Consider the following 13,360-nt stretch of genomic DNA (forward strand, 5'->3'; position numbering starts at 1 on the left):
ACATAAGCGTATTGCTTGTGCCAGAAAAGACATAAAACGCGGGCTGTCATTCCGACGAAGGAGGAATCTCCGCAATGTGAGCAACTAACGAAGATTCCTCCTTCGTCGGAATGACAAAAATGAGGAGTTGATCGTATGAAATGTTGGACGAGATTACTTCGTTTCTTATAGTGACAATTGGAACGTTAAATGAAAAGAGATAAAAAGGTAGCCTGAACTGGCAGATTGAATATAAAAAGGAATAATAAGTTCGGGAGGAACAAAATATATAATTAGGTTCAAAGATTTGAAAAACGATAATTGAAATCGTGGAAACATAAAGTTCTTATAAAACCGAGATTGCGTGAGGGATAGAAGTGGATAGCCCAAAGCCTGACGAAGGAAGTGCGAGGACTTGTAACGAATAGCCCGGCCGAAGGACACGCCCAAAATAAAATAGTTAGAACACAGATACCTACAAGGTTTTGGAAACCTTGCAGCGCACAAATAAAGAATAAAAACTCAGGATCTAAGAACCTTAGGACCTCAGTAACTTAAAAAGAAAATGGCAGAAAATAGAAGAGACCTTGTATTAGCAGGATTAGAACCGTTGATTATTACACCTCAAAGTGTTTTTGTAAACATTGGAGAACGTACGAATGTAACCGGTTCAAGAAAATTCCTTCGTCTGATCAAGGAAGAGAAATATGACGAGGCACTTGATATTGCAAGACAACAAGTAGAAGGTGGAGCACAAATCATCGATATTAATATGGATGAGGGAATGCTTGATGGTGTTCAGGCAATGACAAAATTCCTGAATTTAATAGCATCAGAACCGGATATTTCGAGAGTTCCAATTATGATCGACAGTTCAAAATGGGAAATCATTGAGGCGGGTCTTAAAGTAGTACAAGGAAAAAGTGTGGTCAACTCCATTTCATTAAAAGAAGGAGAAGAAGCATTCATTCATCATGCCAAATTAATCAAACGGTACGGAGCAGCGGCAATCATCATGGCTTTTGACGAAGTGGGTCAGGCCGATAATTTTGATCGTAGAGTCGAAATCTGTCAGCGTTCGTACGATATTTTAGTTAATAAAGTCAATTTTCCTCCGCAGGATATCATTTTCGATTTAAATATTTTCCCCGTTGCAACCGGAATGGAAGAACATCGCTTAAATGCTTTGGACTTTTTCAGAGGAACAAAATGGGTTCGTGATAATTTGCCTCACGCACATATCAGTGGTGGAGTTAGTAACGTTTCATTCTCTTTTAGAGGGAACGATCATGTTCGGGAAGCCATGCACTCGGTGTTTTTATATCATGCCATTAAAAACGGAATGACAATGGGAATCGTAAATCCTGAAATGCTTTCGATTTACGATGATATTCCAAAAGACCTGCTAGAACACGTAGAAGACGTAATTTTAGACAGGCGTGATGATGCAACGGAAAGACTTTTAGATTTTGCAGAAAATGTAAAAGGAGAAGTAAAAAGCGACGAAAAAGCAATTCAGGAATGGCGTTTAGGAACCGTTCAGGAACGTATTACGCATTCATTAGTAAAAGGAGTTGATGCTTTTATTGAAGAAGATGTAGAAGAAGCCCGTTTAGCAGCCGTAAAACCAATTGAAGTTATCGAAATCAATTTGATGACAGGAATGAATGTCGTAGGAGATTTATTCGGAAGCGGAAAAATGTTCCTGCCACAGGTAGTAAAATCGGCACGTGTAATGAAAAAAGCCGTTGCTTATTTATTGCCTTATATTGAAGCCAGTAAACAAGCCGGGGACAAATCAGGAAACGGAAAAATCCTAATGGCAACCGTAAAAGGAGACGTTCACGATATTGGTAAAAACATTGTATCGGTCGTATTGGCCTGTAACAATTATGAAATTGTTGATTTAGGAGTAATGGTGCCTCCGGAAAAAATCATTGCCGCAGCAATCGAACACAATGTAGATATTATCGGATTGAGCGGACTGATTACGCCTTCGCTTGACGAGATGGTTTATCTGGCAAAAGAGTTAGACAAACAAGGCATTAAAATTCCGATTATGATCGGGGGAGCAACGACTTCACGTGCGCATACCGCGGTGAAAATTGCGCCACAATACAGAGAAACCGTAATTCACGTAAACGATGCTTCAAGAGCCGTAACTGTTGCCGGAAATCTGTTAGATCATAACCGAAAAATATACGCGAGCGATATTCGTGCAGAATACGATTCTTTTAGAGAAACGTTCTTAAACCGTTCAAGAGACAAAAATTTCTTAACGATCGAGCAAGCCCGTAAAAATAAATTACAATTGGATTGGGAAGAATACAAACCCGTAACGCCAAAAGTAATCGGTAAACAAATTGTCGAAGTAGAACTGGACGTTTTGGTACCCTACATTGACTGGACACCGTTTTTTAGAACCTGGGAATTGTTCGGAAAATATCCGGCCATTTTAACCGATGAGGTAGTTGGAAAAGAAGCAACATCTGTTTTTGCAGATGCTCAGGCCATGTTGAAAGTAATTTTAGAAGAGAAAAAATTATCTGCAAAAGGGATTTACGGAATTTTTCCATGCAACCAGGTAGATGATGATGATATTGAATTGCGTGATGAAAACGGAAAAGTGTTGGAGAAATTCTTAACACTTCGTCAGCAGTCGCAAAAAACGAAAGGAGCACCAAACATTGCTTTGTCGGATTTTATTTTGCCAAAAGATTCCGGAGTTACCGATTATATGGGCGCTTTCTGTGTGACAACAGGTTTTGGAGTAGACGAGTGGGCTGCCGAATTCGAGAGAGATTTAGACGATTACAACTCGATTATGGTAAAAGCATTGGCCGATCGTTTTGCTGAAGCTTTCGCCGAATATTTACACGAGCAGGTTCGTATGGCTTATTGGGGTTATGATCCCGGCGAAACCTTATCAAAAGAAGATTTGATCGAAGAAAACTATAAAGGAATTCGCCCGGCTCCGGGATATCCAGCATGTCCGGATCACTTAGAGAAACCAACAATTTGGAAACTTCTAAATGTAGCCGAAGAAATTGGAGTAACCTTAACCGAAAGTATGGCGATGTGGCCGGCTTCATCTGTATCAGGATATTATTTCGGAAACCCAAAAAGTAAATATTTTGGACTAGGAAAAATAAAAGAAGATCAGGTTATTGATTATGCCAAAAGAAGAAGTGTACCAACCGATTATGCCATGAAGTGGCTTAATCCAAACATAGCAGATTAGGGGGAAGTTATTTTTTGTTTCAGGTTTCAGGTTTCAGGTTTCAGGTTCGCCTATAACGTGAAACTTGAAACGTGAAACAAACGAAACCTAGAACCAACGCAGCCAATTGATTTACGTTTTTTGATTTAGATTTTACTCAAAATTCATAATTCATAACTCATAATTTTTAAAATGAAAGTAACAGAACATATAGAAAACGCTAAGGGAAAAACATTATTTTCATTTGAAATTATTCCGCCTCAAAAAGGAAAAAGTATTCAGGATTTGTATGATAATATCGATCCGTTGATGGAGTTTAATCCGCCGTTTATTGATGTGACCACTTCACGCGAAGAGTACATTTATATCGATAAAGGGAATGGACTTTTAGACAAAAAACTGACTCGTATGCGTCCGGGTACACTTGGAATTTGCGCTTCTATAAAACATAAATATAATGTTGATACTGTACCGCACTTGCTTTGTGGCGGATTTACACAGGAAGAAACAGAATACATGCTGGTAGATTGTCATTATTTAGGAATCAATAATTTAATGGCGCTTCGTGGTGACGCGATGAAGGACGAACAATCCTTTGTGCCAAAAGCAGGAGGAAATAGTTTTGCTATAGATTTAGTAAAACAAATCAATGAGTTAAATCAAGGGAAATACCTGCATGAAGTAATGGATATTGACAACAAAGCTGATTTTTGTATTGGTGTTGCTGGGTATCCGGAGAAACATTTAGAATCTCCTTCTTTACAATCTGATTTAAGAAGATTAAAAGAAAAAGTAGATGCAGGAGCAGATTACGTAGTAACGCAGATGTTTTTTGACAATGCAAAATACTTCGAATTTGTAGCAAAAGCCAGAGAAATGGGAATTACAGTTCCTATTATTCCGGGGATAAAACCAATTGCCGTACAAAAGCATTTGCAGATTTTGCCACAGATTTTTCGTATTGATCTTCCGGAAGATTTAATTCATGCCGTAGATCAATGTAAAAACAATGCCGAAATCAAACAAGTAGGAGTAGAGTGGGCGATCCAACAATCCTTGGAGTTAAAAGCGGCCGGAGTACCTGTATTGCATTATTATTCAATGGGAAAATCAGAAAATATTCGCCAAATAGCGAGTCATATTTTTTAGAAAAAGTATATTTTGTTATATTCTTTTCAATTTGAACGAAGGAAACCCGAGCGACAACGAATAGAAGAAGTAAATCGGGTGCTATGGAACTTGAGTTTCCTTCGTTAAAATAACAACTCCAGTTTGGAATTTTTAATTTTTAATTTTTGGAATTTAATTTTAAACATTATGAAACAAGAAGAATTACAGGCGATAGCCGCTCAGTTAAAACATCCAACAGGAGAAAAAGGAATTGAAATGGCCAACATGATGCATGAAACCAACATCAACATGACGCACCATTCTATTCAAAATCTGAATGTTTCAAAAGAAAATAAAATTCTGGAATTGGGTCACGGAAATGCGGGGCACTTAGAATTTCTAATGGACCAAGCGGAGAGTCTGGTATATTATGGACTCGAAATGTCTGAGTTAATGTTTCAGGAAGCCAGACAAATCAACAGGAATTATGTTTCTCAAAAACAAGCCTTCTTTTTGCTTTACGATGGAGGTGTAATCCCGGCTACTGACGCCTTTTTTGATAAAATCTTCACTGTAAATACGATTTACTTCTGGCAAAAACCGGAAGAATTACTTTTAGAAATTTACAGAGTTCTAAAACCAAACGGAACATTCTGTTTAACCTTTGCAGAAGAAAGTTTCATGAAACAACTTCCGTTTACAGAGTATGAATTTACACTGTACAGCACTGAAAAAGCGCAGGAGTTAATCGAAAAAACAGCTTTTAAAATGGTCTACAAAGAAACGCTGACCGAAAAAATAAAAAGCAAAACAGGCGAATTAGTCGACAGAGCTTTTACAACTATTGTGTTAGAAAAATAACAAAAAAGAAGGCGATTGCTTTTGGCGCTCTTTTTTTGAGTACTTTAATTGCTTTTTCTATTTTGAGTTTCTATTTCTGAACCCTAATACTTTTTTAAAATTATGGAGGTTAAAAAAATCAATTTCCTAAAAAGCTACAGTAGTATTCTATTGCTTTTAGGAGGTATCATTGCAGGAAGTATTTTGGGGTTGTTGTTTGGTAAAGATGTTGAGGTAATCAAACCACTGGGAGACATTTTTCTTAATTTGCTTTTCACGGCAATTATTCCGCTTATTTTCTTTACGATCGCTTCTTCAATTGCCAATTTAGAAAAAACAGAAAAACTAGGGAGACTATTTGTTATTATGGTCCTTGTTTTCCTCGGAACCTTATTGATTTCGGCTATTGTAATGATTGTAGCCGTTTATATTTTTCCGATTCATCAAGATATAATTATTTCCAAAGTTCCATTAGAAAACATAAAATCCGGCAGTATTGGCGAGCAAATTGCACAGTTGGTTACGGTAAATGATTTCTTTGAATTATTGTCCCGAAAAAGTATGCTGGCGCTAATAATTTTCTCTTTTTTAATAGGTTTTGCAAGTTTGCAGTCCGGTGAGAAGGGAAGTAGTTTCAGAAGTTTTTTAGATTCAGGTAATGAAGTGATGAAACAGTTATTGAATCTGATTATGAAACTGGCTCCAATTGGTTTGGGGGCTTATTTTGCCTATCAGGTTGGTGTTTTTGGTCCGCAGTTATTTGGTGTTTATGCAAAGCCTTTGGGGATTTATTATGGAGCATGTATTTTTTATTTCTTTACATTCTTTAGTTTATACGCCTTTATTGCCGGAGGGAAAAGAGCATTTGTGGTATTTTGGAGTAATAATATAACACCCGCTTTGACGGCAGTGGGAACTTGCAGTAGTATTGCGACGATCCCAGCAAATTTGGAAGCGGCAGAAAAAATGAACATTCCGAATCATGTCCGGAACCTGGTCATTCCGCTTGGTGCGCCCTTGCACAAAGACGGATCGAGTATGTCTTCTATACTTAAGATCACGGTTCTTTTTGCCATGTTTGGAAAAGACTTCACAGAACCTTCCACCATTCTTTTAGCATTAGGAATTACAGTAATCGTTTCGATTGTTGAAGGCGGAATCCCAAACGGAGGTTATATAGGCGAGGTTTTAGCCATAACCGTTTATGGACTTCCAATGGAGCAGGCCTTACCGGTAGCGATGATTTTAGGGACACTTGTGGATCCGATTGCGACGCTGCTCAATGTCAATGGTGATTTAATCTGTTCGATGATGATTTCCCGTTTTTCCGAAAAAACCAAATGGTAACCTACTTATTTCCAGTTTAAAATCTTTTATTAATTCGCTCCATCTGTAAACGCTACGCGCTGTTTTTTCAGATGAGGACATAAATAACAATAGCATGAATTCAGTACTTCAGCATGATTTAAACAATTTTGAAAATATACTTGAAAAAGCAAAACAACACGGGATTGGTTTTTTGAATAATCTTGAAAATATCCCGACATCTACTAAAGCGACAATTGAACCGGATCGTACCTTAAACGAATTAGGTTTAGGTTCTTTAGAAGCATTAAAAGAATTCAATGAGCGAATGGCTCCACTAATGGTTGCTTCTCCGGGACCCAGATATTGGGGATTTGTAACGGGAGGATCTACTCCGGCTTCTATTGTTGGCGATTGGTTGGCTTCGGTTTACGATCAAAATGCACAATCGATAAAAGCACAAGGAGGCGCTTCAGCTTTAATAGAGTTTGAAACTATAAATTTGTTATTGCAGTTATTGGGATTGCCAAAATCCTTTATGGGTGGATTTGTAACAGGGGCAACCATGTCTAATTTCACCTCTTTAGGAGTGGCAAGGCAATGGTTTGGAGCTCAATTTGGGAAAGATTTTGCTAAAAACGGAATTACAGAAACTATAAATATCTTTACTGCAACACCACATTCTTCTGCTGTGAAATCGCTGGCGATGCTCGGAATCGGAAGCCAGAATTATAGTGTTATTAAAACGTTGGAAGACAACCGTGAAGCCATCGATGTTGTCGATCTGGAAGAAAAAATTAAAGCCTTAAACGGAAAACCGTTTATCTTAATTTCAAGTGCCGGAACAGTCAATACAGCTGATTTTGATGATTTTGTGGCTATTGCTGAATTGAAAGAAAAACACAACTTCTGGTGGCATATTGATGCTGCCTTTGGTGCTTTTGCAGCTGTTTCAGATAAGTTTAAACCTTTAGTTGAGGGTTGGGAAAATGCGGATAGCATTACCGTTGACTGTCATAAATGGTTAAACGTACCTTATGAAAGTGCTTTTTATTTGATTAAGAAAGACCATGTGAATTTACAAATTGAAACTTTTCAGAATTCTAATGCGCCTTATTTGGGAAATCCGTTGGAGAATTTTAATTATTTGAATGTGTTGCCTGAAAATTCACGTCGTTTAAGAGCGCTTCCGGTTTGGTTTTCTTTATTGGCCTATGGAAAGGAAGGTTTCTGTGATATTGTGGAAAGTAGCGCGTCATTGGCCCTGCACTTTGGAAATGCGCTTATCGAAGATGATAGTTTTGAACTCCTGGCACCGATCCGTCTTAATAATGTTTGTTTTACTTTAAAAGGAGATCACAATCAGGAAAAAGTAGCGTCGTTTTTGACACTGCTAAATGATGGAGGAAAAGTATTTATGACCCCAACCGTATACCAAAACCGAAAAGGAATTCGTGCTTCCTTTGTCAATTGGAGAACAACTGAAAATGATATTAAGATTGTAATTGAAGAAATGAGAGTTACGCTGTCAGAAATATAAGAGTATTATTTTTTTAACTTTTTAAAAATCCCGTTTAGTTATGTAAACGGGATTTTTTATTGGTTTTTTGTAAGTTTTTTAATAAAACAGCTTGTTTGAATTTAACGGTTTTTAATATTTATTTTTAAGAATATTCTAATTTTAAACTAATGTTGCCTTAAGATTTGATTAATTTTTAAGAATTTCTCATTTTAAACGTTAAATACTATCCTTATTTAGAATAATTAAAAATAATTTGGAAATAGCATTTTCTGAAGTTAATTTTGTGCCAAATTTTAACATTCACCACAAATTTTAACTGATGCAAATAAATAGAATAGTAATCTTGATATTGGTTTTCCTGACTTCAATACAAGGTTTCTCACAAAAAAACAAAGTAAACTTAACGGGTATTGTTCTAACACAAAGTGGTCAGCCGGCAGAAGGTGTTTCAGTTGCATTAAAGGGAACGCGTTATGCTACTTTAACCAATGAAAAAGGGGAATATGAAATTGCTGCCGAACCGGGTAACTATACACTATCAATAAGTTTTGTTGGATATAAACCTAAACTAACAAAAATAAGCTTGGAAGAATCCAATAAAGAGGCTCCAAGTATAACGATAGAAGAAGATACCGCTGCTTTGGATGAAGTTCAGGTGACCGGAAAATCTAAAGTGCAACGTGTCAAAGAACAAGCGTTTAATATTTCTTCTGTTGATTTAAAACAATTGTACAATACATCTGCTGATTTGAACCAGGTTTTAAACACAACTACGGGTATCCGTGTGCGTGAATCAGGAGGTATGGGGTCAGAATTTAAATTTTCTGTGAATGGTTTTGCAGGTGAACAAGTTAAGTTTTTCCTCGATGGAATTCCAATGGATAATTATGGTTCTTCCTTTACCTTGAATAATATTCCTCCAACGATGGCAGAGCGAATCGATGTTTATAAGGGTGTAGTTCCAATTGAGTTGGGAGGCGACGCGTTAGGAGGAGCAATAAATATTGTTAGCAACAGAAGTGTAAAACGTTTCTTGGATGCTTCATACAGTTTTGGTTCGTTTAACACGCATAAATTTTCAGTGAATACCAGATTTACAAGTAAAAAGGGTGTAGTGACGAATATTCTTGCTTTCGGTAATTATTCTGATAACAGTTTTGAAGTTGATGCGCGCATTCCCGATTCTTTTTCAGGAGTATATGGGCCAGTACAAAAACTAAAACATTTTCATGATGGTTATAAACAGGGAGCTGTTATGGCCGAAGTAGGTGTTAAAGATAAAAAATATGCAGACTATTTAATGTTCGGAGCAGCTATAAGTGCTAATAAAAAAGAAATTCAGCAGGGAGCTACAATGTTAAGAGTTGTTGGTGATGCATTTACAGATAGCCAGAATTTTGTTCCCTCTTTAAAGTATAAAAAGACAAATTTATTTACTAAAGGTTTAACAGCAAGTTTGGCTGCTTCTTATAACATTTCGCGAGATCGTGTAGTAGATACTTCATCGGCGCGATATGATTGGTCTGGCAATTATTCAATAAAAAGTTATGAAAGTGGAGGGGAAATTAATTCGGTTAAAACTTTAATGGTGTTTAATATCAAATCACTTCAAAGTAATGCCAATTTAAAATACGAGTTAAATGAGAATAATGCTTTTGCTTTTAACTATACAATTTTAAACTACAAGCGTAAAGAAGATAATGAGTATTCAGAGAAAGATTCTCCCAGAGAGCCTTTTGTTAATAAAAATATTCTAGGTCTATCTTATAATTTAACTGCGCTGGAAAATAGGTTTTCGTATACTGTGTTTACAAAAATGTTTGACTTAAAAGGTGAAATTAAAAAACAAGACGGGAGTATAGCAAAACCGATGTTTAATGATATCGGATATGGTACTGCGGCTGCCTATTTTATTATTCCGGAAGAATTTCAGATTAAAGCTTCTTATGAGCATGCTTTCAGATTGCCTTCGGCTCTTGAATTATTGGGTGATGGAGGATATAGAATAAATCCAAACCCTGATCTTAAAAGAGAAGTTAGTGACAATGTTAATCTTGGTTTTGCTTATAAAAAGACCTTTGGTGTACACTCTTTAGGATTAGAAACCAGTTTTATTTACCGTCAGGGTAATAATTTTATACAATCCGGGATTGATCCAACTGATGCTACTAAAAGTTTAAGCAGGAACTTTAAAAATATTCAGGTTACCGGTGTTGATGGTGTTGTTCATTATGGCTATAAAGAGTGGTTTACTTTCGATGCAAACGCTACTTACCAAAAGAAATTGAATATGGATGATTCCGCTCAGCCGGATACAAATCAAAGAAACGATTTATATAAGACACAAGTGCCGAATGAGCCTATTTTATATGGAAACGGTAATTTAGGGTTTCATTTTAAGCAATTGAAATTTAAGGACGACTTCCTTACTTTTAACTTGTCGACTACTTATTCTGATAGTTATTATTTACGTCCTCCAACTCTGGGAGGAGAAAACAAAAAAGAAATTCCGGAACAACTTTATTATTCAGCAGCTTTGGCTTATACCCTTAAAAATGGGCGTTACAATATTGCTTTTGAATGTCATGATATTACCGATGTAATGTTATTTGATTACTATAATGTGCAAAAACCGGGAAGATCGTTTACAATGAAGTTGAGATATTTCTTCATGTAGTCCAAAAATTGAAATCCTACAAATCCTAAATCTGTCAGTAGTGGCAGATGAAATTAACTAAATTTAAATAATATGAAAACAATTAAAAGTAAAAATCTATTAGCAGTATTGTTACTGTCTGCTACACTATTTTCATGTAGTAGCGACGATTCAAAGTCAGATCAGGTGCCCACTACAGAAGATGGTAGTAAATATGTTTTAGGTTATCAGACAGCAACCTGGAATAGTAATTATATGTGGAGTTTCGAATCATTAGACCAGTTAATGACAGGAACTATCGACATGACCGGAAAAGGAATTGAGCAAGGAGGTTCTTATATTCCTCTTGCCAATACAATGTTTGCTTGTGATAATGAAGTAGAAGGAGCTGCTCCGTTTTATTTAAATAGTGCAAGTAAGTTAGTAGCAGGAAACCGTGTTTTTATCGAATCTACTTTTGCTTACGGTGTTACAGATGATAATAAATTATTAATTGTTGGTGCCTCTTGGGGAGGAACTTCAACAGATAATGAATTAATTATTTATGACCCTGCAAAAGAAGCTATTACAGGTCGTAAATTTAATAATTTCACAACAACTACAGGACGTTTTGATTTCCCTACAGGTGTAACCGTAGTTGGTGATAAAGTATTTGTATCTGTATTTGACAGAGATGCAAGTGAAAATTGGGATATTGATCAAAAAAAGGCGTACATCAGAGTTTACGATTACCCATCTTTAAACTTTGTGAAAAGAATTGCTGACCCACGTACAACTGCTGTTGGTATGTATTACACTAACACAGGTATTATTCGTACTGATTCAGGTAACGTGTATACTTTTTCATCAAATGCTAAAGCAGGAGGTTATAACTCGATAGCAGAGTCACATTCCGGAATTCTTCGTATTAACAAAGGTCAAACAGAATTTGATGCTTCTTATTTCTTTGATCTTGAAGCAAGTTCAATTGGAGGTAAAGTGTTAGCTGCCTATCCGCTTGGAGGAGAAAAAGCGTATATCGTTTATGTACCTACAGCAGACGATACCGCTTCATGGGGATTCCTTAATCACACTTCTTATAAATTTAAGTCGGCAATTATAGATTTACCATCTAAAAAAGTAACTCAGGTAACAGGATTGCCTGGACATGCAGGTGATAGTTATTTTGGTGTTGGAAGTTTATACACTGAAGGAGGTAATGCTTACAAAGCTTTTGTAACAAAAGAGGAGGTTCGTATATACAAAATTAACCTTGAAACTGGTGTAGCAACAGCGGGAGCAAAAGTAACCGGAGGAGGAACTGACATCTCAGCGATTACAAAATTGAAGCCTAGAAAATAATTTCTATTTTTCATATAGCCAAACAACCATATTATCAATGCTTCAAAAGTATTGGTAATATGGTTTTTTCAACTACCAAGGAACGCCATTTATCGCCAAGCAAAAATATTTTAGAATGACCGTTATCAAACAACAAACATCCAAACCACAAAAAAAAGGAAAATCCCGTTTCAGTAAAGTCAATGCCTGGTTGCATTTATGGTTGGGACTTGCTTCCGGAATTATTGTTTTTATAATGGGAATTACGGGTTGCATATTGGTTTTTGAAGAAGAAATCAGGCAATTTACTTCGCCGTGGTTGTATGTTGAAGCTCAAGAATCAGAGCAATTATTACCTCCTTCTAAGGTTTACAGCATAGTTCAGAAAGCGGTACCGAAAAAAGAAATACATGGTTTATGGTACAATGGTTTGGATAAATCAATAAAGGTCGATATCGAATCGGATTCATTGCTTTATGTAAATCCATACAATGGTAAAATTACCGGAATTGTACATCATGAAGACTTTTTCCATTTCGTAGACGAAGGACATCGTAATCTCTGGTTAGAGCGTGAAATTGGAGCGCAGATCACAGCTTGGGCAACCTTTATTTTTTTCTTTTTGTTAATCAGCGGACTTATTCTCTGGTTGCCAAAAAAATGGAATAAAACCACTGTAAAAAATAGTTTTAAGATAAAATGGGATGCAAAGCTCAAACGTTTAAATTATGATCTTCATAATGTAATGGGGTTTTATGTGATTGTTTTAGCCGTCCTTATCTCTTTTACCGGTATGCTGATGAGTTTTCATTGGCTCAGAGAAAGTACGTATTGGATCAGCGGTGGCTGGGCCGATGTAAAAGATAAGAAAGAACAACCTGTACCAATAAAAAAAGATACATTATCCGGGCAACAAATGACGAAACTGGCTGCTGCCGATTTTATTTGGAAAAAAGTACGTACCGAAATCGCCAAAGAGAATAAAGAAGCCGTGATTATTCATTTTCCCGATGATCCAAAAGAAGATTTTTACGCCTGTACCGATATGCATAAGGGAATTTGGAGAGATTTATATTTTGATTCAAAAACCTTAGAGCTGCTTCCAAAATCAGAAAAATATATTAGTAACGAACGCTTCTCAGATTGGTTAATGCGTTCTAATTACAGTCTTCATATTGGAGCGATCGGAGGATTGCCAACCAAAATTATCTATTTTATTGGCAGTTTAATCTGTGCCAGTTTACCAATTACCGGATTTTATATCTGGTGGGGAAGAAAGAAAAAAAAGCCTGTGGCCAGTAAGCCTTAAATCATTTTTTGATCTGTTTTGTGTTAGTTGTAAAAAGTCTTTTGAAAGAAGTAAAACTCTTTTCGAAAGGCTTTTTTTAGTGAAAAGTAATAAGTGGTA

At 36.3% G+C, this 13,360-nt stretch carries 8 protein-coding genes; all 8 read left to right on the forward strand.

Annotated features, from left to right (window positions below; genetic code table 11):
* Positions 1 to 544: 544 nt before the first annotated feature.
* A complete protein-coding gene (gene metH, locus LNP23_RS07410; protein WP_053004165.1) occupies positions 545 to 3,220 on the forward strand; it encodes a methionine synthase in 2,676 nt (891 codons plus the stop codon).
* A gap of 171 nt (positions 3,221 to 3,391) precedes the next feature.
* On the forward strand, positions 3,392 to 4,348 hold the full coding sequence (gene metF / locus LNP23_RS07415) for a methylenetetrahydrofolate reductase [NAD(P)H] (RefSeq protein ID WP_047772889.1): 957 nt from the start codon (positions 3,392 to 3,394) through the stop codon (positions 4,346 to 4,348).
* 168 nt (positions 4,349 to 4,516) lie between these two features.
* Positions 4,517 to 5,170 (forward strand): class I SAM-dependent methyltransferase, encoded by a 654-nt coding sequence (locus LNP23_RS07420; protein ID WP_230004439.1) that lies wholly within the window; start codon positions 4,517 to 4,519, stop codon positions 5,168 to 5,170.
* Positions 5,171 to 5,272: 102 nt separating this feature from the next.
* Positions 5,273 to 6,496, forward strand: a complete 1,224-nt coding sequence (locus tag LNP23_RS07425; RefSeq protein WP_047772892.1) for a dicarboxylate/amino acid:cation symporter — start codon at positions 5,273 to 5,275, stop codon at positions 6,494 to 6,496.
* Between the two features lie 94 nt (positions 6,497 to 6,590).
* On the forward strand, positions 6,591 to 7,994 hold the full coding sequence (locus LNP23_RS07430; RefSeq protein ID WP_230004440.1) for a pyridoxal phosphate-dependent decarboxylase family protein: 1,404 nt from the start codon (positions 6,591 to 6,593) through the stop codon (positions 7,992 to 7,994).
* Between the two features lie 301 nt (positions 7,995 to 8,295).
* Positions 8,296 to 10,653, forward strand: a complete 2,358-nt coding sequence (locus LNP23_RS07435; protein WP_230004441.1) for a TonB-dependent receptor — start codon at positions 8,296 to 8,298, stop codon at positions 10,651 to 10,653.
* 72 nt (positions 10,654 to 10,725) lie between these two features.
* Positions 10,726 to 11,973 (forward strand): DUF4374 domain-containing protein, encoded by a 1,248-nt coding sequence (locus LNP23_RS07440; RefSeq protein ID WP_230004442.1) that lies wholly within the window; start codon positions 10,726 to 10,728, stop codon positions 11,971 to 11,973.
* 115 nt (positions 11,974 to 12,088) lie between these two features.
* A complete protein-coding gene (locus LNP23_RS07445) occupies positions 12,089 to 13,261 on the forward strand; it encodes a PepSY-associated TM helix domain-containing protein (protein ID WP_230004443.1) in 1,173 nt (390 codons plus the stop codon).
* The last annotated feature ends 99 nt before the right edge of the window (positions 13,262 to 13,360 follow it).

Source organism: Flavobacterium cupriresistens (genome assembly GCF_020911925.1).
Lineage (GTDB): Bacteria > Bacteroidota > Bacteroidia > Flavobacteriales > Flavobacteriaceae > Flavobacterium > Flavobacterium cupriresistens.